Genomic DNA, 22,778 nt, shown 5'->3' on the forward strand with positions numbered 1-22,778 from the left:
TGCTTGCGCCGGTCGGTTGGCCGGTTGTGACTCAACTCTGCCCTGGCCGATTTATCCCTCAACCACCGGGGTGCGTGTCCCAAGTCACACCGGCCACGTATGCCGTCCCGCGTCCGCCACCGCCGCCACACCGCCGCTATCCGACGCGGACCGCCTCACGGACCGCCCGCAACCAGGTGAGCACCGCCTCGGCGCCCGGGTCGGCGTGGCCCTGGCCCCGCGCACCGACATAGCTGGCGCGGCCCTTGCGCGAGACACCCTCCACCGTGCCGCGCACCCCCTCCTCGGCCGCGGCCAGGACGGCCTCCCACCCGTCCGGCGCGGCGTCGGCGGCGGGTCGCAGCGCGTCGACCATCGTCCCGTCGCCGGGCGAGGCACCGCCGAGGTCCTGGATGCCATCGACCCCCGCCGCGAGGGCGCGGGGCCAGTCGGCGCCGTCCTCGAGCGCCTGGGCCGCCGCCACGAGGCCCGCGGCATACAACGGGCCGCTGGTGCCGCCGATGGCCCGCCGGCAGCGGGCGGACAGGACGCGCAGGAGGGAGGCCGCGGAGCCGTCGGCCGGGTCGTCCTGCCAGGCTCGGGCGCCCCGCGCCAGCGCCTCCCCTAGGTCACCGTCGCCCACGACCTGGTCCAGTTCGGTGAGCCGGTGCTCGTCGTCGAGGACGGCCTGGCAGGCGGCGTCGATCGCGGCCCGCGCCCGCTCGTCGGGCTCCCCGGGGTCGACCTGGCCCGCGTCGGCGTCGGGGACGGCCACGTCGGCATGGTGCGCGACCGGACCTCCACCACCGGGCCAGGCCAGGGATGCGGTGGGTGCGTCGAGCAGCTCCGTCTCTCCGTCCTCGAGGGGCAGGACCGTGACCGAGGCGCCCGCCATCTCCAGGCTCGTCATCACCGACCCCTGATAGGCGCGCTCCACGGTCAGTCCACGCTCACCGAGGAGCCGGTGCACCGCCCGGGTGAGCACCGCCAGCTCGGCCGGCGGCGTGCCGCCGAGCCCGTTGACCAGCAGGGCGACTCGCGCCCCGTCGTCCAGCGGGCGAGCAGCCAGGACCCGGTCCACCAGCTCGGCCGCGAGGTCGTCGGCCGGGCGGTGCCCGACCTGCTCGACGCCAGACTCGCCGTGGATCCCCAGACCCAGCTCGATCCGGTCCTCGTCGATCTCGAAGGTCGCCTCCCCCGACCCCGGCATGGTGCCCGGCCGCAGGGCGACCCCCATCGTGGCCAGCCTGCTCGCGACCGAGCGGGCGCGTCCGGACACCTCGGCGAGGTCCGCGCCGGAGGCCGCGAGGGCGCCGGCGATCTTGTGCACCAGCACCGTCCCGGCGAGCCCACGAGCCCCGGCATGCGTGTCGGCGTCGCCCAGGGCGATGTCGTCGCCCACGACGACGGTCTCCACGGCATACCCCTCGTCCTGGGCGAGCTGGGCGGCGAGACCGAAGTTGAGCCGGTCCCCGGTGTAGCTCTTGACGATCAGCAGCGCCCCGGCCGTCCCGGTGACGGCGCGGATGCCGTCGAGGACGGCGTCGACGCTCGGCGAGGCGAACACCCCGCCGCTGACCGCCGCCGTCAGCATCCCGTCGGCGACGAAGCCGGCGTGCGCGGGCTCGTGCCCGGCTCCCCCGCCGGAGATCAGCGCCACGGGCACGCAGTCACGGCCTGCGGCACCCGGGCCAGCGGCACCCGTCACGACCCGGTCCGCCTGCACCGCGACGGTCCGGCCTTCGAGGAGCGCGAGCCCGGGCTGGGTGAGGGCCAGGCCCTCGAGGCTCTCTCGGACGAAGCTGTCGGCGTCGTTCAGGAACTTCTTCATGCGGACCACACCACCACACCCGCCGGCCCCGCGCCAGATCACGCGAAAGGTCCCCCTCCCGAGTGGGAGAGGGACCTTGTCGACGTACCCCCGACCGGATTCGAACCGGCGCTACCGCCGTGAGAGGGCGGCGTGCTAGGCCACTACACAACGGGGGCGAACAGCTGCTCCGATCCCTTGCGGGGCGGTGAGCAACGAGGAGAAACTCTAGCCGAAGCTCGGGATTTCTCCCAATCGGGCCGGACCCTGTCGGACCGACCGGCGATTGGCTGGGGTACCAGGACTCGAACCTAGACTAACTGAACCAGAATCAGTCGTGCTGCCAATTACACCATACCCCAAGGGAATTCACCCCGTCATCAGGAGCCTGAGGACAGGCTCTGACGCGCGGGCGAACCAAGAGAGAACTCTACCGGAGGGCGGCGCCCCTCCCCAAATCGGCCGTATGCCGGGACCCGACCGCCGAACTCACCAGGACACGGCGTCCAAGGAGGCCACGACGGGCACCCCGACGTCGCTGCCGCCCCACTGCCCGCGACGGTCCAGCCAGACGCCGTGCAGCCCCGCCGCGACCGCCGCCTGCGCGTCGACGGCGAGGTCGTCCCCGACATACACCGTCTGCTCGGGCGCGGACCCGAGCAGCTCGCGGGCCCGCCAGAAGGCGCGGGCGTCGGGCTTGCCGTAGCCCAACGTGTCCGTCGTCGCGATGGCCGTGAAGGCGTCGCTCAGCCCCACGACCTCGAGCTTGAGGGTGGTGAACTCCGTCGACGAGTTGGTCAGGGCCCCGACGAGGATCCCGTCGGCGCGGGCCCGGTCGAGCAGCCCGGCCACGTCGTCGAAGGCGCGGGTCCCGGCGCGGAAGGCGGCCGGCCACCCCTGCTCGAACCCCGCGAACGCCTCCGCACCCCAGGGCAGCCCGCCGTGCGTCGCCACCTCCCGCAGGCGTGACTCCCGCATCGCGCCGAAGGTCAGCTCCCCCCGCGTGTAGCCGCCGAAGAAGCCCCCCGGGTCGGCGTGGTAGCGCACGCCGAGCTCCTCCGCGCGGTCCGTCGCCTCGGGCCACACCTGCGCGATGCAGCGGGCGGCCGCACGACGCATGGCCGACCGGGTGTCGAGCAGGGTGTCGTCGATGTCCAGCAGCAGGGCGGTGATCCGGGTCGACGACGCCCCGCCCTGCGCCGTCTCGGCCTGGCGCGCCCCCCTCACAGCGTGGCGCGCAGCCGGCGCAGGCGGGCCAGCGTGGAGTCGCGGCCGAGGATCTCCATGGACTCGAAGAGCGGCGGCGAGACCCGACGCCCGGTGACGGCGACGCGGGCGGGGGCGAAGGCGAACTTCGGCTTGATGCCGAGCCCGTCGACGATCGCGGCGCGCAGGGCCGCCTGGATCGGCTCGGCGGTGAAGTCGTCCAGAGCCTCCAGGGCGGCGATAGAGGCGTCGAGCACCTGCGGGGCGTCGTCCTTGAGCGCGGCGACGGAGTCGGGGTCGAAGGCCAGCTCGTCGTCGGTGACGAAGAGGAAGCCCAGCATCGGCCCGGCCTCCCCGAGCAGCTGCATGCGCTCCTGCACCAGCGGCGTGGCCTTGGTGACCAGGTCCATCTGCTCCGGGGTCGGCTCGCCCGGCAGCTCGCCGGTGCGGACGAGGTGGGCGACGATCCGCCCCGCCAGGTCCTGCGGCGACAGCGCGCGGATGTAGTGCCCGTTGAGCCAGTTGAGCTTGTCCATGTCGAAGATCGGGCCGACCGTGTTGACCTTGGTCCAGTCGAACCGCTCGACGAACTCCTCGAAGGAGCTGACCTCCTGGCCGTCCGCCACCGGCGGGTAGCCCACGAGCTGCAGGAAGTTGAGCAGCGCCTCCGGCAGGTAGCCCTCCTCGCGGAACCACGTGAGGCGGGCGGCGGGGTTCTTGCGCTTGGAGATCTTGGACTTGTCGGGGTTGCGCAGCAACGGCATGTGCGCGAACTGCGGCACGTCCCAGCCGAGCCAGCGGTAGAGCAGGACGTGCTTGGGGGTCGAGGAGATCCACTCCTCGCCCCGCACGACGGTGGTGATCCCCATCAGGTGGTCGTCCACGACGACGGCCAGGTGGTAGGTCGGGAAGCCGTCGGCCTTGAGGATCACCTGGTCGTCGGGCCTGGGGGCGTTGACCCACCCTCGGATGACGTCCTCGAAGCGGGTCTCGACGTCCTCGGGGACGAGCATGCGCACGACGGGCTTGTCGGTGAATCCCGGCAGGGCGGCGCGCTCCTCGCGCGTCTTGCCGTGGCAGAGGCGGTCGTAGCCGGTCGGCAGCTTGGCCTTCTGCTGCAGCTCGCGCATCTCGGCGAGGCGCTCGGTCGAGCACCAGCAGTAGTACGCGTGGCCGGCCTCGACGAGCTGATCGACATACGGCTTGTAGGTGTCGAGCCGCTCGCTCTGTCGGTAGGGGGCGTAGGGGCCACCCACGTCCGGCCCCTCGTCCGCGGACAGCCCCAGCCAGCCGAGCGTGTCGTAGATCTGCTGCTCGCTGCCCTCGACATAGCGCGCCTGGTCGGTGTCCTCGATCCGCAGGACGAACCGGCCGCCGGTCTTGCGGGCCCAGGCGAGGTCGAACAGGGCCATGTAGGCGGTCCCCACGTGCGGGTCGCCGGTGGGCGACGGGGCGACGCGGGTGCGGGCAGGGGTGAGAGCAGCGTCAGTCATGGTGGGCACAGCCTATCGGCCGCGAGGAGGCATCATGGGTGGCGATGCCTCCCAGCCCTCCCCCACCGCGACGGCCCCCGAGCGCGTCGGAGCCGGTGCTGCCGCCGGACCCCGACGTCGACCTCGGCACCTCCCCGGCGCGCCCGATACACCTGCAGGGGCGGTATGTCGCCCTCGTCGCCGCGGGCGGCGGCGCCGGAGCGGCGACGCGGGAAGCCCTGGTGCTGGCCGTCCCGGCCGAGGGGTTCGACACCGTCGTGCTCATGATCAACCTGGTCGGGGCCTTCGCGCTGGGGCTGCTGCTGGAGCGGCTGCTGCTCGCCGGGCCCGACCGGGGCCGGCGGCGCGCGGCCCGGCTGCTCCTCGGCACCGGCGTGCTGGGCGGTTTCACGACCTACTCGACCCTGGCGCTGGACACGGTGCACCTCCTGCAGCGCGGCGAGGTCGGTATGGCGATCGCCTACGGTCTCACCACCGTGCTGCTCGGGGCGGTCGCGAGCGTGGCGGGCATCCGCTGCGGGGCCGCCCTCGGACGCCGGCGGCCAGCGTGACGCCGCTGGTCTTCCTCGGGGTGGCGGTCGGGGGCGGCGTGGGTGCGGCGCTGCGGTTCGTGCTCGACGCGGTGGTGCGCGAGCGGGTGGCATCGGCGTACCCGCTCGGCACCCTGCTGATCAACGTGACCGGCTCGCTGCTGCTGGGGCTCGTCTCCGGGCTCGCGGCCCGGCACGCGCTGGGCGCGCCGTGGGCGCTGGTGCTGGGAACCGGGCTGTGCGGGGGCTACACGACGTTCTCGACGGCGAGCCTGGAGACGGTCCGGCTGGCCGCCGACGGACGGCGCGGGGCGGCCCTGCTCAACGGGCTGGGCACGCTGGTGGCCTCGGTGCTGGCGGCCGCCGCCGGCCTCTGGCTCGCCACCCTCTGACACGACCCACCCCGCCCACCAGTCGGGGAGGGTCTCAGCGGGCGCGGACGAAGGGGTTGGACAGCGTCCCGATCCCCTCGACCTCCACCTCGACGCGCTGCCCCTCCTGCACCGGCCCGACGCCGGCAGGGGTACCGGTCAGGATCACGTCCCCCGGCAGCAGCGTGAACGACTGGGAGACATAGGAGATCAGCGTCGCGACGTCGAAGATCAGGTCGCGGGTCGATCCGTCCTGCACCGTCCGCCCGTCGAGGCGTGTCTGCACCCGCAGGTCGCTCGGGTCCAGCGTGGTCTCGATCCACGGGCCCAGCGGCTTCGAGCCGTCGAACCCCTTGGCGCGCGACCACTGCCCGTCGGACTTTTGGTGGTCGCGGGCGGTGACGTCGTTGGCGCACGTGTAGCCGAAGACGGTCGCCAGCGCGAGCTCGGGCTCGACGTTGCGCACCATCTTGCCGATGACGACGGCCAGCTCGCCCTCGTAGTGGATGTTGCTGCTGGTCGCCAGCATCGGCACCGGGTCACCCGGCCCGCTCACCGCGGTGTTGGGCACCAGGAACATCAGGGGCTCCGTGGGCAGGTCGTTGCCCATCTCCTTGGCGTGCTCGGCATAGTTGCGGCCGATGCCGATCACCTTGCTGCGCGGGATCACCGGGGCGAGCAGCCGGACGTCGTCCAGCGGGTAGCGCTGCCCCGTGTAGGTGATCTGCTGGTAGATCGGGTCGCCGCCGATCTGGGCGACGACGAGGTCGTCACCCTCCTGCTCGACGACGCCGAAGGCCGGATCTTCCCCAAGGGTGAATCTCGCGATACGCACAACCCCAACCTACCCCCGGTAGGTGCGCAGCAGGCGCCGCCACCACACCGCGGCCCGACGCTCCGCCTCGGCCTGCTCCCACCCTCGCCGCTCGTCCTCCGCCCGGGCCCGTGCCTGCTCCTCCACCTGGCGGCGGTGCTCGCGCCATACGGCCACCGTCTCCTCGACGTCGAGGACCTTGGCGATGGGCGGCATCTGCGGGCCGGCCGCGGGACGCAGTCGGTCCAGCTTGACCCGCCGGTTGTAGTCCTCGACGATCGCGCGCACCGACTCCTCGCGCGGCACGTCCCGCAGCGTGGCCGGCATGTCGTGAGCCTCCTTGCGCAGCGCCATGGTCGGGTTCATCGCGCCGGTCAGGTCGAGCTGCTCGCGCTCGATCAACCCGTTGATCCACCAGTCCTCGTGGTAGGGCCGGTCGAGGCTGGGCAGCGGCTTGCCCGCGCCGGGAAGGTTGTCGAGCTCCCCACGCTCCTGGGCCTCCCGGATGCGCCTCTCCGCGATGGTCTCGACGTGGTGCGGGTCCATCGGCCCATTGTCCCACCGACGCGGCGCGCACCTAGGATCGGCGGGTGGACGTGCTGACCCGGGCCGAGTGGGAGCCGCTCGCCGCCGCCCACCGGGCGCGGGCCGAAGCGGCGACGTCGCCGCACCTGGCGCGACGTGCACGAGGCGAGAAGCACCCGGTCGAGGACTTCCTGTTCGAGTACTACGGTTTCCGCCCAGGCCATCTCGCGCGTTGGCACCCGGGTCCTGGTGTGGCGCTGACGGACTCGCCGGAGCACGCGGCCTGGTCCTCTTACGTCACCTCGGCGGGGCTCACCTCGCTCGACGTGCCGTCGTATGCCGAGAAGCGTGGCGCCACCGTGAGATTCGTCCGCGACCTGCTGGCCCGCACCCACGGGCGCGAGGCCCGCTTCGGGTGCTTCGGGCTGCACGAGTGGGCGATGGTCTACCGCATCCCGCGGGACGAGGTGCGGCACGGCTCGCTGCCGCTGCGGCTCGGGCACGCCGGCACCGACGCGGTGGTGGAGGCCCACGACATCCGCTGCTCGCACTTCGACGCCTACCGCTTCTTCACCCCGGCCGCGGTGGGTCGCAACGAGATCCGCCCCACCCGCGAGACGGTCCGGGACCACGAGCAGCCCGGCTGCCTGCACGGCGGGGCGATGGATCTCTACCGCTGGGCGTTCAAGCTGGCGCCCGGCATCCCGGGTGACCTGGTCCTCGACTGCTTCGAGATCGCCCGCGAGGCAAGGCTGCTGGACATGATGAGCTCGCCCTACGACACGGAGTCTCTGGGGTTGCCCAACATCGCGATCGAGACGCCCCAGGGCAAGGCGGAGCACGTGCACCGGCAGCGCGCCATCAGCGAGGCCGCGGCGCCGGTGCGGGAGCGACTGATCGCGGCGTGCGACGCCCTGATCGCCCCGACCTGAGCCGCGTGGCCGTGGCTGTGGCTGAGCCGCCACCTGCGCCATCCACCGGGCGGCCCGCCCGTGATGCTCGTGCTCGGCCCCCGAGGCGGCGCTGTGCAGCCTGGCCGTCAGCGGACGGGCACGCCGGCGCTGTGCAGGCCATAGGTCAGCCCGTCCAGCAGCGCCATCCAGGACGCCTCGACGATGTTGGCGGCGACGCCCACCGTGGTCCACGACTGGTTGTCGTCGGCCATCTCGATGAGCACGCGGGTCACGGCGTCCGAGCCGTGCGCGGAGTCGAGGATGCGGACCTTGTAGTCCACGAGCTCGACACCGTCGATCTCGGGGTAGACGCCGACGAGGGCGTGGCGCAGCCCCTCGTCGAGCGCGTTGACCGGGCCGTTGCCCTCACCGGTGGCGACGAGCCGGCGCCCGCCGGCGCGCAGCTTGACGGTCGCCTCCGACACGGCCACCCCATCGCCGCGCGCCTCGGCGATGACCCGCCAGGACTCGACCTCGCAGTAGGAGATCGGCTCCCCGCTGACCTCGCGGCGCAGCAGCAGCTCGAAGGACGCGTCGGCGGCGTCGAAGGTCCAGCCGCGCAGCTCGAGGTCCTTGACCAGCGCCACGATCCGCGCCTGCACCTCCCCCTGGCCGGCCAGGTCCAGCCCGAGCTCGCGCGCCCGCAGCTCGATGGACGCCCGACCGGCCATGTCGGACACCAGGGTTCGCATCCGGTTGCCGACCGAGGAGGGGTCGGCGTGCTGGTAGAGGTCGGGGTCGACCTTGAGCGCCGACGCGTGCAGCCCCGCCTTGTGCGCGAACGCGGACGACCCGACGTACGGCTGTCGGCCGTAGGGGGTGATGTTGGTGATCTCGCTGATGGAGTGGGAGATCCGCGAGGCCTCGGCGAGCTGGGCGTCGGCCACGACGGGGCGGGCGAGCTTGAGCTGCAGGTTGCTGATGATGGTGAGCAGGTCCGCGTTGCCGGTGCGCTCGCCATACCCGTTGACGGTGCCCTGCACCTGCACGACGCCCGCGTCGACCGCCGCGAGGGAGTTGGCGACGGCGCAGCCGGTGTCGTTGTGGCAGTGGATGCCCAGGGGCGCGCCCGTGGTGCGGGTGACGTCGTCGACCACGTCGGCGGTCTGCGAGGGCAGCATCCCGCCGTTGGTGTCGCACAGCGCCACCACCTCGGCCCCGGACTCGACCGCGGCCCGCACCGCCTCCAGCGCGTAGGCGCGGTCCAGCTGGTAGCCGTCGAAGAAGTGCTCGGCGTCGAGGAACACGCGCCGACCCTCCCCCACGAGGAAGGTCACCGTGTCGCGGATCATGGCGAGGTTCTCCTCGAGCGTGGTGCGCAGCGCCTGCTCCACGTGCCGGGTGTGCGCCTTGGCGACGAGGGTGATCGCCGGCGCACCGGAGTCGAGCAACGCTCGCACCTGCGCGTCGCTGTGCGCCTGTCCGCCCGCCTTGCGCGTGGCGCCGAAGGCGGTCAGCACCGCGTTGTGCAGCCGCAGATCCTTTGCCCCGGCGAAGAACTCGGTGTCTCGCGGGTTGGCGCCGGGCCAGCCGCCCTCGATGAACCCCACGCCCAGCTCGTCCAGGTGCCGCGCGATCGCGATCTTGTCCTGGACCGTCAGGTGCAGCCCCTCCTGCTGGGCGCCGTCGCGCAGGGTGGTGTCGTAGACCTGCAGTGCGGGCCGGTCTCCCATGGCTCGTCCTCTCGGGCAGGGGGCGGTGGTCCGGCCCATGATGACGGCGTATGCCGCTCCCCCGCCTCCTCGTCTCACCGCCTCGCGGCCGCCACCAGGGCGTCGAAGAGGGCGGGGTCGGTCCCCGCCTCGGGGTGCCACTGCACGGCGAGGCAGAAGTCCGCGTCCGGGTCCTCCATGCCCTCGAGGGTGCCGTCCGCCGCCCACGCCGTGGCCTCGTAGCCGGGGTGGGTCAGCACCGACTGGTGGTGGTAGGTCGGCACCTCCGCCTGCTCCCCGACCAGCCGCGCGAGCCGCGACCCGGGTCGCAGCGACACGGGATGCGTCCCGAACACCCCTGGTGCCGGCGAGTGCTCGTCGTGCCCGACCCGGTCGGGGACGTGCTGCTCGAGCGTCCCACCCGCCTGGACCGCCATGACCTGCATCCCGCGGCAGATCCCGAGCAGGGGCAGGCCGCGCCGGCGGGCCTCGGCGACCAGCAGCAGCTCGGTCTCGTCGCGGTCCGGGCGGGCCTCCTGCACCGACGGATGCGGTTGCGCGCCATACCGGCTCGCCTCCACGTCGACGCCACCGCTGATGATCAGGGCGTCCACGCGGTCCAGCCAGCCCCCGACCACCTGCGGGGTGACGTCGAACCGTGGCACGAGCAGGACGGGCAGGGCGCCCGCCCGCTCGACCGCGAGGGTGTAGTCCCGCGGCAGCACCGCGGACGGCTGGTCGACCCAGGGCGGCCGCGAGACCTCCTCGACATAGGTCGTCAGCGCGACGATCGGCGCGTCAGAGCGGGGTGACATAGGCGCCCGAGATCCCGCCGTCGACGAGGAACTGCGACGCGGTGATGAAGGAGGACTCGTCGCTGGCGAGGAAGACCACGGCGTCGGCGAGCTCCTCCGGCTCGGCGAACCGGCCCATGGGGATGTGGACCATCCGCCGGGCGGCCCGCTCGGGGTCCTTGGCAAAGAGCTCCTGCAGCAGCGGGGTGTTGACCGGGCCGGGGCACAGCGCGTTGACGCGCACCCCCTCACGGGCGAACTGCACGCCGAGCTCGCGGGACATGGACAGCACCCCGCCCTTGCTGGCGGTATAGGAGATCTGGGAGGTCGCTGCCCCCATCACGGCGACGAAAGACGCTGTGTTGATGATGGATCCGCGCTTCTGCTCGAGCATGTAGGGCAGCGCGGCCTTGCAGCACAGGTAGACGCTGGTGAGGTTGACCTCCTGCACCTTGCGCCACGCGTCGAGGTCGGTGGTGAGGATCGAGTCGTCCTCGGGCGGGGAGATCCCGGCGTTGTTGAAGGCCACGTCGACCGAGCCGTAGGTGTCGAACGCGGTGCGGAACAGTGCCTCCACCTGCTCGGCGTCCGTCACGTCGCACTCCACGAAGAGCCCGTCGACCTCCTGCGCCACGCGCGGGCCGTGGGTGGTGTCGAGGTCGCCGACGACGACGCGGGCCCCCTCCTCGGCGAACCGCCGGACGGTGGCGAGTCCGATGCCGCTGCAGCCGCCGGTGATCACGGCGACCTTTCCTTGGAGTCGAGCACCCATGGTGGGCAGTTCCTTTCGTCGATGCCTGGGATGGCTGGTGGTGAGCGGGTCGATCAGGTCGTATGCCGTGCCGGGAGCCGGCGTCACGCGTCGGCGATGAAGACGTTCTTGACCTCGGTGAAGGAGTCGAGCGCGTCCGGGCCGAGCTCGCGGCCCAGCCCGGACTGCTTGAAGCCGCCGAAGGGCGTCGAGTAGCGCACGCTGGAGTGGGAGTTCACCGACAGGTTGCCGGCCTGGACCGCGCGGGACACCCGCAGCGCCCGGCCCACGTCGCGGGTCCAGATGGACCCGGACAGGCCGTAGGCCGTGTCGTTGGCCATGCGGATCGCGTCGGCCTCGTCGTCGAAGGGCAGCACCGCCACGACGGGGCCGAAGATCTCCTCCTGCCACACAGGGTCGGTCGTGGCGCGCGGCAGGACGACGGTCGGGGCGTACCAGTGGCCCCCGCCGTCGGGGCGCGTGCCCCGGAAGGCCACGTCGACGTCCGCCCCCTCGACGTAGGCCGAGACGCGGTCGCGGTGCTCGGCGCTGACGAGCGGACCCATCTGCGTGGCCTCGTCGCCCGGGTCGGCCACCACGACGCCCTTCACCGCCGGCTCGAAACGCTCCATGAAGGCGTCGAGGACACTGCGCTGCACCAGGATCCGGCTGCGGGCGCAGCAGTCCTGGCCGGCGTTGTCGAAGACACCCATCGGGGCGCTGGCGGCGGCCTGGTCGAGGTCCGCGTCCGCGAAGACGATGTTGGCGGACTTGCCGCCGAGCTCGAGGGTGATGCGCTTGATCCGGTCGGCGGCGCCGCGCATGATGCGCTGCCCCACGGCGGTCGACCCGGTGAAGCAGACCTTGGCGACGTCGTCATGGGTGACGAACCGCTCCCCCACGACCGAGCCCTTGCCGGGCAGGATCGTCAGGACGTGCTCGGGGAGCCCGGCCTGCAGGGCGAGCTCGCCGATCCGGATGGCGGTCAGCGGGGTCAGCTCGGCCGGCTTGAGGACGACGGCGTTGCCCGCGGCGAGGGCCGGCGCGAGGCCCCATCCGGCGATGGGCATGGGGAAGTTCCACGGGACGATGACCCCGACGACGCCGAGCGGCTCCTTGAAGGTCACGTCGAGACCGCCGGCCACAGGGATCTGCCTGCCGCACAGGCGTTCTGGGGCGGCGGCGTAGTAGTGCAGGACGTCGCGGACGTTGCCCGCCTCCCAGCGGGCGTTGCCGATCGTGTGGCCGGCGTTGGCGACCTCCAGCCGGGCCAGCTCCTCCACGTGGTCGTCCACCACGTCGGCGAAGTGCCGCAGCAGGCGTCCGCGGTCGGCCGGCGGCATACCGGCCCAGGCGCGCTGGGCGGTGACGGCCCGGGCGATCGCCTCGTCGGTCGCCTCCTCGTCGACGAGCTCGACCTCCCGCAGCCGCTCGCCGGTGGCGGGGTTGATGATCTCGTGGGTCGTCACGTCACAGCCTCTCGAATCCTCGGATGCGTTCCCAGTCGGTCACAGCGGCCCCGAACGCCGCGATCTCGACGTCTGCCGCGTGGACGTAGTGGTCCACCACGTCGTCCCCGAGCAGCCGCCGGGCCACCTCGGACCCGTCGAAGCGGTCGCGCGCCTGCTGCAGCGTGGCAGGCACGCGCTCGGCCCCCGACGTGTAGGCGTTGCCCACGAGCGCCGGTGCCAGCGTGAGCTGCTCGCGGATCCCGTGCAGGCCGCCCGCGAGCATGGCGGCGGTCGCCAGGTAGGGGTTCACGTCGCCGCCGGGCACGCGGTTCTCGACCCGGATGCCCTGCCCGTGACCGACCACCCGCAGCGCGCAGGTGCGGTTGTCGGTGCCCCAGGCGATGGCCGTGGGGGCGAAGGAGCCCTCGGCGAACCGTTTGTACGAGTTGATGTTCGGCGCGTAGAGGACGGTCAGGTCCGCCATGGTCGCCAGCACCCCGGCCATGAAGTGCTCGAACACCTCGCTGCGTCCACCCTCGCGGTCGGGGTCGGCGAAGACGTTGCGCCCCGCCTCGTCCTGCAGCGACAGGTGGATGTGGCAGGAGCTGCCCTCGCGCTCGTCATACTTGGCCATGAAGGTGAGCGACTGGCCGTGCTGGCCGGCGATCTCCTTGGCCGCGGTCTTGTAGACGGTGTGCGTGTCGCAGGTCCGGTGGACCTCCTCGTAGCGGAACACGATCTCGTGCTGGCCGAGGTTGCACTCCCCCTTGGCGCTCTCGACGACGGCGCCGCTGGCGTACATCGCGTTGCGGATGTCGCGCAGCAGCGGCTCGACCTTGGCGCCGCCGAGGATGGAGTAGTCGACGTTGTAGCGGTTGGCGGGCGTCAGCCCCTGGTAGCGGGCGTCCCAGGCCTGCTCGTAGGTGTCCTCGAAGACGATGAACTCCAGCTCGGTGCCGGCGTAGGCGCGGTAGCCGAGCTCGGCCGCGGCGTCCTGCTGGGCGCGCAGCACGGTCCGTGGGGCCTGCCGCACCCTCCCCGTCCCGTCCAGCCAGGACAGGTCGCACAGGATCGTCGCCGAGCCGGGGCAGCCCGGGGTGCGGCGCAGGCTGGCGAGGTCGAGGTCGAACATCATGTCGCCGTAGCCCTTCTCCCAGGAGGAGATGGCGTAGCCCTCGACGGTGTTCATCTCCACGTCCAGCGCGAGCAGGTAGTTGCACCCCTCGGTGCCGTCCTCCAGCACGTGGTCGAGGAAGAACTGCGGGTGCAGCCGCTTGCCGAGGAGGCGGCCCTGCATGTCGGGGAAGGCGACGACGATCGTGTCGATGCTGCCGTCCTCGCACTCCTGCCGCAGCTGGTCCAGCGTGAGGGTGGGTGCTTTCACGGGGTGCCTCCTGGTTGGGTGGGCGCGGGCGTGGTCGGGTGGGCGAGCAGGCCGCGCAGCAGCGCCGCCGTCTTGTCGCAGTGCTCCTCGGCAAGCTCGCGGGCGTCCTCGGGCTCGCCGGACAGGATCGCGTCCACGATGGCCGCGTGGTCGGCGTTGGAGTGCTCGATGTTGCGGGCCAGGACCGGTATGGCGGCCAGCAGCTGGTGCAGCACCGACCGGGAACGACTCACCGCCTCCACGAGCGAGGCGCTGCCCGACAGCCCCGCGATCGCGAGGTGCAGGCGCGAGTCGGCCTGCCGGTGCTCGGCGGTGTCCCGGCCGCTCGCCTCGGCGACGTCGCGCAGGCACTCCTTGAGCCACCCCCGGTCCGCCGCGGGCAGCGCGCGCGACGCGGCGAGGTAGGCCGTGCCCGGCTCGACGACGCGCCGGAAGCCCAGGACATCCTCCAGGTCCGCCGTGACCCCGGCGAGGTCGGCCGACCCGGCGTCGTGGACGGCCCAGTCGTAGGTGATGAAGCTGCCGCCACCGCGACCGCGCCGGGTCTCCACCATCCCGAGGTCCCGCAGCGTCGCGATGGCCTCCCGCAGCGTCACCCTGGAGACCCCGAGCCGCGCCGCGAGCTCGCGCTCCGGGGGCAGCTGGGAGCCGGCGGGCAGCACGCCGAGCCGCACGGCGGTGGCGAGCTGCTCCAGGGTCGCCTCGAAGGCCTGCCCCTCCCGGACCGGACGGAGCACCACCTCGGGGACCAGGTCCTGCGCCGGCACGGCCGTCGGCTGGGTCAACGGAAGATCTCCGTCGGCTGCACCGTGTCGTGGTGGCCCGGGTCCTCGCGCATGAAGTGCTTGCGGCCGCCGAGCAGCCAGGTGGCCCCAGCGAAGACGAGCACGATGGCGACGGCCACGGGGGCGTAGTTGAAGGTGTCGATGGTCACCGGCGAGGCGGGCGGCAGCATGAAGAGCACCACGATGAACGCCACCCAGCCGACCGCCACCCACCCGATGAGGGCGCTCCAGCGGCCGAGGTTCCACCTGCCGGGGACGAAGTCCGGGTTGATGCGCCGCAGCAGGACGGGCGTGACGTAGGCGATGTAGAGCCCGATCACGGCGATGGAGGTGACCGCGAGGTAGGCCGTGGTGGAGACCAACGAGGGGCTGGTCAGCACGATCGCCATGGCCGTCACGAGCCAGATCGAGTTGGTCGGGGTGCCGGTGCGCGGGTTGACCCTGGACCACCACCGGGACCCCGGGAGCGCGTTGTCACGGCTGAAGGCGAAGGACATTCGCGAGGCGGAGGTCACGCACGCCATACCGCAGAAGAACTGGGCCACCGCGCAGATCAAGACCAGCATCAGGCCGACCGCGTGCCCCGTGGCGTCGATGAAGATCTGGGCCGGTGGCAGGCCGATCTCCGTGCCGACCGCCTTGTCGTAGTCCTGGATCGCCGAGGTCACCGCGAGGAGCAGGATCCAGCCGGCGACGAGGGAGACCAGGACGGAGTTGACGATGCCCTTGGGGGCGTTGACGGAGGCGTTGCGCGTCTCCTCCGCGACGTGCGCGGAGGCATCGAAGCCGGTGAAGGTGTATTGGGCCATCAGCAGACCGATGAGGAAGACGTAGAGGGGGTTGCCCCAGCCGGTGTTGTTGACGAAGTGGGTGAGCGTCCAGCCCGGCGACTGGTGGTGGTCCGGCACCAGGGCGAGGACGACGAAGATCACCGCGGCGCCGGCGAGGTGCCACCAGGCGGAGACCGCCGAGAGGATCTGGACCAGCCCGACCCCGAAGGCGTTGAGCAGGCCGTGGAGCAGCAGGATGACGCAGAAGCAGACGAAGGTCGTGAGCGGCGTGACGTCGACGCCGATCGTGAGGTCCAGGAAGGCCATCCACGTCGTGGCGGCCCCGAAGTCGACGGCGGCCGTGACGGCGACCTCGCCCAGGAAGTTGAACCAGCCCACCACCCAGGCCCACTCGCGCTTGTGCGTCCGCGCCAGCCGACCGGCCCAGAAGTAGAGCCCGCCCGCGGTCGGGTAGACCGAGCAGACCTCGGCCATGGCCAGGGCGACGCACATGACGAAGACGCCCACCAGCGGCCACCCGAGCGAGATCGCCACGGGGCCACCGGCATTCATGGCGATGCCGAAGGACGTGATGCAGCCGGACAGGATGGAGATGATCGAGAACGACACCGCGAAGTTGCTGAAGCCGGACATCGTCCGGTTGAGCTCCTGCTTGTAGCCCAGGGCCGCGAGCTGCGCGGCGTCGTCCTCGCTGTAGTCGGTGTCGTCCCGGCGGGCGAACAGTCGTCGAGCAGCCACGGGGCATCCCTTCTGGCTCAGGGGACCTCGCCCTGAGGGGCGGGTGGACCCAGTGAACCGGATGCCCCGGGCCGCGTCAATGGTCTGGTGTCAAACCTTTTGTGGCGACCTCCGCCGAGGGCTCAGACCAGTCGGGTCATCCAGCCGTGGGGGTCCTCGGCGCGGCCGTACTGGATGTCCAGGAGCTGGTTGCGGATGGACAGGGCGACCTTGTCGTCGGTGGCGGCTGTGCGGTGGTTGACCGAACCGCCGTTCCAGCGCAGCTCGCCGACGGGCGTGATGACGGCGGCCGTGCCGCAGGCGAAGACCTCGGCCAGCTCACCGGACTCGGCGGCGTCCTTCCACTCCTGGATCGGGATGCGGCGCTCTTCGGGGGTCAGGCCGAGCTCCGTGGCGAGCCGCAGGATGGAGCTGCGGGTGACGCCCTCAAGGATCGAGCCGGTGAGCTCCGGCGTCACGAGGCGCCCGTCGCGGTAGACGAGGAAGAGGTTCATGCCGCCGAGCTCCTCGATGTACTCGTGCGTCTCGGAGTCGAGGAAGACCGCCTGGTCGCAGCCGTTCTCGATGCCCTCGAGCTGGCCGGCGAGGCTGGAGGCGTAGTTGCCCCCGCACTTGGCGGCGCCCGTGCCGCCGGCGCCGGCCCGGGCGTAGTCGGTGGAGATCCACAGCGTGACCGGCTCCAGGCCGCCGGAGAAGTACGCGCCCGCGGGGGACGCGATCACGGCATACGTGACCTCCCGGGCGGGGCGCACCCCGAGGAAGGGCTCCGAGGCGAACATGAAGGGACGCAGGTAGAGCGAGGTCTCCCCGGACCCGGCGGCCGGCACCCAGACCTCGTCGGCGGAGACGAGCGCGCGGACCGACTCGAGGAAGTCCTCGGCGGGCAGCTCGGGCAGCGCGAGGCGGCGCGCGCTGCGCTGCATGCGCTCGGCGTTGGCCTCGGGACGGAAGCTCCAGACCGAGCCGTCCGCGTGGCGGAAGGCCTTGAGCCCCTCGAAGACCTCCTGGCCGTAGTGCAGGACGGCCGCGGCGGGGTCGAGCTGGAAGGGGCCGTAGGGGCGGACCGCGTCGTCGTGCCAGCCGGCGTCGGCGGTCCACGTCGCCACGGCCATGTGGTCGGTGAAGGTCTTGCCGAAGCCGGGGTTGGCGAGGATCTGCTCGCGGTCGGCGTCGGGCACCGGGGTGGTGGTGCGGTCCAGCGGGAAGGACAGGGACGGCGTCGTCATGGGGTGCTCCTTGTCGCACGGTTTTCGCCTCGAAGGCTACCGCGCCATCGATCGTCGGGATCCACCAGAGGGGGACGTATCGACCTGGCCTGCGGACCCCGGCGGACGGGCCAGGGTCGAGGACGTCAGGCCAGGCGCGCGGTGATGGCCTCGCCGACCTGCTGCGTCGATCGGGGCGTGGAGCCGGGGGTGGAACGCGCCGCCGCGCCGCGCTCGGTGAGGTCTGCCAGCACCGCCGCCTCGACGCGCTCGGCCGCCTGGACCAGGCCGACGTGGCGCAGCAGCAGCGCGACGGACAGGATCGCGGCGGTCGGGTCGGCCTTGCCCTGCCCGGCGATGTCGGGCGCCGAGCCGTGCACCGGCTCGAACATCGACGGGTTGGTGCGGGAGGGGTCGATGTTGCCGCTCGCCGCGAGCCCGATGCCGCCCGAGACCGCGGCGGCCAGGTCGGTCAGGATGTCGCCGAACAGGTTGTCCGTCACGATCACGTCAAACCGCGCGGGGTCTGTCGTGAGAAAGATCGTGGCCGCGTCGACGTGCAGGTAGTCCACGGTGACCTCGGGGAACTCGGGCGCGACGGCCTCGACGGTCCGACGCCACAGGTGCCCGGCGTGGACCAGGACGTTGTGCTTGTGGACCAGCGTGAGCTTCCTGCGGGGGCGGGCCTGCGCACGGGCGAAGGCGTCGCGCACGACCCGCTCGACGCCGAACGCCGTGTTGACGCTGACCTCCGTGGCGATCTCGTGGGGGGTGCCGACGCGCAGGGCGCCGCCGTTGCCGACGTACGGCCCCTCGGTGCCCTCGCGCACCACCACGAAGTCGAAGCCGTCGGGCGCGACGCGCGGCAGGTCCAGGGGGCTCTGCGCGCCGGGGTACAGCGTGGAGGGGCGCAGGTTGACGCAGTGGTCGAGCGCGAAGCGCAGCGGCAGCAGGACGCCACGCTCGAGGACGCCGGAGGGGACGCTGGGGTCACCGATCGCGCCGAGCAGGATGGCGTCGTGCCCGCGCAGCGCCTCGAGGTCGGCGTCGGTGAGCGTCTCGCCGGTCGCGTGCCAGCGCTGCGCGCCGAGAGCGTAGTCCGTGGTGCGGACCTGGACCCCCTCGGCCTGCGTCACCGTCCGCAGGACGCGCAGGCCCTCGGCCACGACCTCGGGGCCGATGCCGTCACCCCCCACGACGGCGAGGTCGAGGCTGGTGGGCGCGGCGGTGGGCTGGCTCGTCATAGGCCCGAGGCTAGGCAGCGATCTCACCCAGCGAAACGGCGTCTCAGGATCTGTCGTGCGGCGCCGTCTGCCCGGCCCATGGCGGCGGCCCGGTCGGCACGGTGCCTCAGCGCGCGACCTCCCGGTGGGTCGGGTCGACCCTGCGGGTCCAGCCTCGCGCGTCCAGGTGCTCGAGGAGCGGTATGACGACCCGCCGCGTCGTGCCGAGTGCCTGCCGCGCGGCACTCGTGGTGAAGGGCTGGTCCAGGGCCGCCAGCTCGCGCATCGCCAGCGCCGGCCCGCGGGGCAGCAGCACGATGTCGTCGACGAGCCGCACGAGGCGCCCGGCGGTCTCGGCGGCGGCCAGCTCGCGCGCTCCCAGCCCCCAGGCGTCGAGCTGGCCCCGCTCGGGCGCGGCGAAGGGGTGCTCGGACAGCTGCCGCTCGAGAGCCTGCAGCCCCGGCTCGGCGGCGCCGAGGCTGGGCCGCACGCCGGGGCGCGAGACCTTGCCCTCGCCGACCTCGAGCCCCGCGTCGCGAGCGGCGGCGGTGAGCGTTGCGACGTCCGGGGCACCGGTGAGGCGCCGCGCCTCCTCCAGGCGCAGCCAGGGGTCCAAGGGGACCTCTGCGATGCGGCGGTGGACCGCGGCGAGCAGCTCGGACTGCCAATGCTGCCAGGCGGACTCGCTCACCAGCCACTCCCCCACGTGCCGGACGCCCAGGACGTCCGCGAGGAGGTCCTGGGGCGGCACGCCGAGGACCGCGAGGTCACGGGGGCGCATGGCGCCTCGACGCTCGACCTCGCGGGCGATGTCGACCCGGCGCGGGCCCGAGGGGCCGAGCGGCTCGGTCGACGCGAGGTCTCCCGCGCGCCTGGCCGCGGCGCCGCGTCGTCGCAGCGCGGGCGGGTCGACGTCGAGGACGGTGGCGCCAGCCAGCACCGCGCGACGACCGGGGTCGCGCAGGATGAGGCGGTCCCCCGCCTGCAGCGGGAGGGGCTCGGGCAGGCGCAGCCGGACGAACCCGTCACCGAGGGGCCGGACCCGCGCCGTCCAGGATCCCGATCCGACGTGGGCGGTCAGCTCGCCCGGCAGGTCGGCGGCCACGCAGCCGTGCAGGGAGGCGTCGACCTCACGCGTCCAGTGCCAGGCGTGCGGGGTGACGAGCACGTCGCCGCGGCCCACCGCGTCGACCGGCGTGGACCGCAGGTTGACCGCGACCCGCGCCCGCGCCGGGACCGCGTCGTGGTCCTCGCCGAGCGACTGCAGCCCCCGCACCCGCACCGGGCGACGACCCAGCTCCAGGGCGTCCCCCACCCGCAACGAGCCCTCACCGAGGGTGCCCGTGACCACCGTGCCCGCGCCCGGGATGGTGAAGGACCGGTCGACCCACAGCCGCACCCGTGCCCCGTGGTCCGGCTCGGGCAGGCGGGCCACGAGACGCCGCAAGGCGGAGCGCAGCTCGTCGATGCCCTCGCCCGTCTCGGCGGACACCGCCAGGGCCTCGCACGCCCCCAGGCTCGAGCGGGCCACGCGCTCCCGGGCCTGGGCGAGCGCGGGCGCGGGGTCGGCCAGGTCGCTGCGGGCCACCACGAGGACACCGTGCCGCAGGCCGAGGGCGTTCACCGCCTCGAGGTGCTCCTCGCTCTGCTCGCGCCAGCCCTCGTCGGCCGCGACCACGACGAGCACCGCCGGGGCCGGACCCAGCCCCGCGAGCATGTTGCCGATGAAGCGCTCGTGCCCGGGCACGTCGACGAACGCGACCCGCTCCCCCGAGTCGAGCGAGGTCCAGGCAAAACCGAGGTCGATCGTCATCCCCCGGCGTCGTTCCTCGGCCCAGCGATCGGGCTCCATGCCCGTGAGCCGTCGCACGAGGCGGGACTTGCCGTGGTCGACGTGCCCGGCGGTGGCGACGATGTGCATCATGCGCCGCTCGACCCCCCGGCGTCGGCCAGGTGGTCGCGCGCCGCCAGGACCGCCGCGGTCACCTCGTCCAGTCGCTCCGTCGGCAGGCAGCGCACGTCGAGCAGCGTGCGTCCGCCCTCCACCCGGGCGACCACGGCGGGGCTGCCGAGCCGCAGTCGCTCGGCATACGGCTCGGGCAGGACGACGGCCCACCCGGGCAGGTCCAGCCCCGGCGCCGATCCCCCACCCACCCGGCCGACCGAGGGCACGACCGGGGCCGCCAGCCGACGGCCGAGGTCCTCGGCACGCGTGCGCAGCTCGCCCTCCGGGACGTGGACGGCCTCGTAGGTCGGCGTCGTCGCCGACCCGAGCGTGGCGGCCAGCGCGGCCAGCGTGAGCTTGTCGGCGCGGAAGGCGCGCTGCAGCGGATGCCGGCGCACGCGCTCCACCTCGTCGGCCGCGCCGAGGACGATGCCGGCCTGAGGACCGCCGAGGAGCTTGTCCCCGCTGCACGTGACGAGGGTGGCCCCCGCGCGCAGGGCAGTGTCGGCGTCGGGCTCGTCGGGGAGCAGGGCGTCGGGCTGCAGCAGGCCGCTGCCGATGTCGACCACCAGGGACAGCCCGGTGTCGCGAGACAACCCGGCCAGCTCGGCCACCGTCGCCTCGCTCGTGAAGCCCTCGACCCGGAAGTTGCTCGGGTGGACCTTGAGGATCGCGGCGGTCCGCTCCGTGACGGCGCCGGCGTAGTCCGCGAGCCGCGTGCGGTTGGTCGTGCCGACCTCGCGCAGCCGCACGCCGGTGGACTCGATGAGGTCGGGGAGCCGGAAGCCGTCACCGATCTCGACCATCTCGCCGCGGCTGACCAGCACCTCCCGCCCCTGGGCCAGCGTGGTGAGCACGAGGCTGAGCGCGGCGGCGCCGTTGTTGACGACGAGGGCACCACCGGCGGCCGGCACCGCGCGGCCGAGGGCGTCCAGGGCGCGGCGACCGCGGCGCGCGCGCACGCCGGTGACGAGGTCGAGCTCGACGTCCGTGCACCCGGCCGAGGCCACCAGCGCCTCGACGGCGGCGGGAGCCAGCTGAGCCCGGCCGAGGTTGGTGTGCAGGACCACCCCGGTCGCGTTGAGGACCTGGGTATGCCGGACGCGCCGCCGCAGGTCGTCGCGCACCGCCGCCACGACGTCCTCCGGGGCGAGGTCGCCACGACGGACCTGGTCCTGCACCTCGCGCACCACGTCCCGGACCCGGTCGCGCCCCAGCGAGGACTGCAGGTCGGCGAGCAGCGGGTCGGCCAGCACGGCATCGGTGCGGGGCACCCGGCGGCGCGGGTCGGTGGTGGCCATGTCTCGACCCTATGCCGCCCGCGCGTCAGGTGGAGCTCTGGCGGACAGCCCACCAAGTCACTCCGAAAGGGTGACCCGACATTCCTTAGTAATGATCTGATTACGCTCAGCGACCACCATGAGGAGGTCGGGCAGGAAGGCCGGGATCGGAGGGGCAGATGGACGGGCACGCGACCGCCATCCGCCGTCGCCCGTCGGCCACCCGGCGGGAAGCGCTCGTGGTCCGGGTGGTCGGGCTGCTCACCGGCACGGCGTGGCTGGCCGGATGCGTGGCCCCCGTGCTGTCGGTCTCGGGCGCCCCGCCCGGGACGACGTCCCCCGCCCCCGCAGCGCGCACCGTCGCAGGGCGGCCCGTGGACCCGGGCTCACCCACCCCCACGCGGACCGCCCCCGCGGCGCCGCGGCCCCCGGCGCTCCCCCGCCCCACCCCCCTGCACACGCCGGCCCCTCCCCCCGCACCCCTGCCGAAGGTGCCGTCGCGCGCGGCGGTGCAGGGATGGTCGTGCGACCAGCTGGTGCAGGCCGTCAACGGCTCGGCCGCCCGTTGCGCAGAGCCCGGCGACCCGGCCCTGCGCGCCCAGACGGTGGTGGCCGGCGAGTCCACGGTGGGCCTGACGGACGAGCACCAGGTCGTCCACGTGGAGCGCGGGATGAGCACCGAGGACACCTACCTCGTGGCCATGCACGAGCGCGGGCACCAGGAGCTGCGCCAACGGTGCGACACCTGGACCTGCGGCGATGCCCTGGCCCGGGCCATGGGGAGCAGCCGCGGGGCCTGGAACGACGGGCCGTACTTCGCGCGCGTCGTCGAGGCCGGGGCCTCCACGTGGGCGCGCTGCCACGGTGCGGACAACCCGCGCTACGGCTACCGGCTCAGCTGCGAGGACCTGGAGGCAGCCTTCGGCGCGGAGGTGTCGGCGCGCAGGGCCCACGCCCTGGAGGAGCAGGCCTACGACCTGGCCTGGGCCCGCTACCGCGAGGACTACGAGCGCTACCGCCGGGAGTACGACCTCTACGCCGCGCAACCGTGACCAGAACGCCCGGCATCCATCACGTGACATTCCGTCACCAATACTC

Annotated in this window: 20 protein-coding genes and 2 tRNA genes; 4 read left to right on the forward strand and 18 right to left on the reverse strand. The window is 73.0% G+C overall.

Annotated elements, in window-relative coordinates; translation table 11 throughout:
• Window positions 1-136: 136 nt before the first annotated feature.
• The 5 genes from GGG17_RS09305 to gltX all read right to left on the reverse strand — a co-directional run bounded on the left by GGG17_RS09305 (window position 137) and on the right by gltX (window position 4,488).
• Window positions 137-1,810 (reverse strand): dihydroxyacetone kinase family protein, encoded by a 1,674-nt coding sequence (locus tag GGG17_RS09305; protein ID WP_154593440.1) that lies wholly within the window; start codon window positions 1,808-1,810, stop codon window positions 137-139.
• Window positions 1,811-1,895: 85 nt separating this feature from the next.
• Window positions 1,896-1,968: transfer RNA gene (locus tag GGG17_RS09310), tRNA-Glu, on the reverse strand.
• Window positions 1,969-2,076: 108 nt separating this feature from the next.
• Window positions 2,077-2,151, reverse strand: a tRNA-Gln gene (locus GGG17_RS09315).
• A 127-nt stretch (window positions 2,152-2,278) separates the two neighbouring features.
• Window positions 2,279-3,016, reverse strand: coding sequence for an HAD family hydrolase (locus tag GGG17_RS09320; RefSeq protein ID WP_154593441.1), 738 nt, complete (start codon window positions 3,014-3,016; stop codon window positions 2,279-2,281).
• Window positions 3,013-4,488 (reverse strand): glutamate--tRNA ligase, encoded by a 1,476-nt coding sequence (gene gltX / locus GGG17_RS09325; RefSeq protein ID WP_154593442.1) that lies wholly within the window; start codon window positions 4,486-4,488, stop codon window positions 3,013-3,015. Before gltX ends, GGG17_RS09320 begins: the two co-directional genes overlap by 4 nt.
• Before the next feature lie 44 nt (window positions 4,489-4,532).
• Here gltX and GGG17_RS16470 point away from each other — a divergent pair, with 44 nt between their 5' ends.
• Window positions 4,533-5,039, forward strand: a complete 507-nt coding sequence (locus tag GGG17_RS16470) for a fluoride efflux transporter FluC (RefSeq protein ID WP_230082850.1) — start codon at window positions 4,533-4,535, stop codon at window positions 5,037-5,039.
• Complete coding sequence (crcB, locus tag GGG17_RS16475; RefSeq protein ID WP_311966561.1) at window positions 5,036-5,410, forward strand: fluoride efflux transporter CrcB; 375 nt, start codon at window positions 5,036-5,038, stop codon at window positions 5,408-5,410. Before GGG17_RS16470 ends, crcB begins: the two co-directional genes overlap by 4 nt.
• A gap of 34 nt (window positions 5,411-5,444) precedes the next feature.
• Here the strand turns inward: crcB and GGG17_RS09335 are convergent, their stop codons facing one another.
• A complete protein-coding gene (locus GGG17_RS09335) occupies window positions 5,445-6,224 on the reverse strand; it encodes a fumarylacetoacetate hydrolase family protein (RefSeq protein ID WP_311966562.1) in 780 nt (259 codons plus the stop codon).
• 9 nt (window positions 6,225-6,233) lie between these two features.
• Window positions 6,234-6,749, reverse strand: coding sequence for a DnaJ family domain-containing protein (locus GGG17_RS09340; protein ID WP_154593444.1), 516 nt, complete (start codon window positions 6,747-6,749; stop codon window positions 6,234-6,236).
• A gap of 44 nt (window positions 6,750-6,793) precedes the next feature.
• Here GGG17_RS09340 and GGG17_RS09345 point away from each other — a divergent pair, with 44 nt between their 5' ends.
• Window positions 6,794-7,660, forward strand: coding sequence for a 3-methyladenine DNA glycosylase (locus tag GGG17_RS09345; protein ID WP_311966563.1), 867 nt, complete (start codon window positions 6,794-6,796; stop codon window positions 7,658-7,660).
• 107 nt (window positions 7,661-7,767) lie between these two features.
• Here the strand turns inward: GGG17_RS09345 and cimA are convergent, their stop codons facing one another.
• From cimA to selA, 11 genes are all read right to left on the reverse strand, one after another.
• Entirely contained in the window at window positions 7,768-9,354 is a 1,587-nt protein-coding gene (cimA, locus tag GGG17_RS09350) for a citramalate synthase (protein ID WP_230082851.1), read from the reverse strand.
• A 74-nt stretch (window positions 9,355-9,428) separates the two neighbouring features.
• Window positions 9,429-10,148, reverse strand: a complete 720-nt coding sequence (locus GGG17_RS09355; protein ID WP_154593446.1) for a gamma-glutamyl-gamma-aminobutyrate hydrolase family protein — start codon at window positions 10,146-10,148, stop codon at window positions 9,429-9,431.
• Window positions 10,132-10,899 (reverse strand): 3-oxoacyl-ACP reductase, encoded by a 768-nt coding sequence (locus GGG17_RS09360; RefSeq protein WP_154593447.1) that lies wholly within the window; start codon window positions 10,897-10,899, stop codon window positions 10,132-10,134. Before GGG17_RS09360 ends, GGG17_RS09355 begins: the two co-directional genes overlap by 17 nt.
• Before the next feature lie 83 nt (window positions 10,900-10,982).
• Window positions 10,983-12,347 carry an aldehyde dehydrogenase family protein gene (locus GGG17_RS09365; protein WP_288798220.1) on the reverse strand — a complete coding sequence of 455 codons (1,365 nt, stop codon included), beginning with the start codon at window positions 12,345-12,347 and terminating at the stop codon, window positions 10,983-10,985.
• A gap of 1 nt (window position 12,348) precedes the next feature.
• Window positions 12,349-13,713, reverse strand: a complete 1,365-nt coding sequence (locus GGG17_RS09370) for a glutamine synthetase family protein (protein ID WP_311966564.1) — start codon at window positions 13,711-13,713, stop codon at window positions 12,349-12,351.
• Window positions 13,710-14,498, reverse strand: coding sequence for a FadR/GntR family transcriptional regulator (locus GGG17_RS09375; RefSeq protein ID WP_195849182.1), 789 nt, complete (start codon window positions 14,496-14,498; stop codon window positions 13,710-13,712). The genes GGG17_RS09370 and GGG17_RS09375 overlap by 4 nt, the downstream gene beginning before the upstream one ends.
• A complete protein-coding gene (locus GGG17_RS09380) occupies window positions 14,495-16,027 on the reverse strand; it encodes an amino acid permease (RefSeq protein ID WP_288798226.1) in 1,533 nt (510 codons plus the stop codon). The genes GGG17_RS09375 and GGG17_RS09380 overlap by 4 nt, the downstream gene beginning before the upstream one ends.
• Window positions 16,028-16,149: 122 nt before the next feature.
• Window positions 16,150-17,253 (reverse strand): branched-chain amino acid aminotransferase, encoded by a 1,104-nt coding sequence (locus GGG17_RS09385; RefSeq protein WP_154593448.1) that lies wholly within the window; start codon window positions 17,251-17,253, stop codon window positions 16,150-16,152.
• A gap of 125 nt (window positions 17,254-17,378) precedes the next feature.
• Complete coding sequence (locus GGG17_RS09390) at window positions 17,379-18,476, reverse strand: 3-isopropylmalate dehydrogenase (RefSeq protein WP_154593449.1); 1,098 nt, start codon at window positions 18,474-18,476, stop codon at window positions 17,379-17,381.
• 106 nt (window positions 18,477-18,582) lie between these two features.
• Entirely contained in the window at window positions 18,583-20,379 is a 1,797-nt protein-coding gene (gene selB, locus GGG17_RS09395) for a selenocysteine-specific translation elongation factor (protein WP_311966565.1), read from the reverse strand.
• Window positions 20,376-21,701, reverse strand: coding sequence for an L-seryl-tRNA(Sec) selenium transferase (selA, locus tag GGG17_RS09400; RefSeq protein ID WP_154593450.1), 1,326 nt, complete (start codon window positions 21,699-21,701; stop codon window positions 20,376-20,378). Before selA ends, selB begins: the two co-directional genes overlap by 4 nt.
• Before the next feature lie 158 nt (window positions 21,702-21,859).
• On the opposite strand from selA, the gene GGG17_RS09405 reads away from it, so the two are divergent.
• Window positions 21,860-22,732, forward strand: coding sequence for a hypothetical protein (locus GGG17_RS09405; RefSeq protein WP_154593451.1), 873 nt, complete (start codon window positions 21,860-21,862; stop codon window positions 22,730-22,732).
• Window positions 22,733-22,778: the final 46 nt, after the last annotated feature.

The organism is Arsenicicoccus cauae, assembly GCF_009707125.1.
Lineage (GTDB): Bacteria > Actinomycetota > Actinomycetes > Actinomycetales > Dermatophilaceae > Arsenicicoccus > Arsenicicoccus cauae.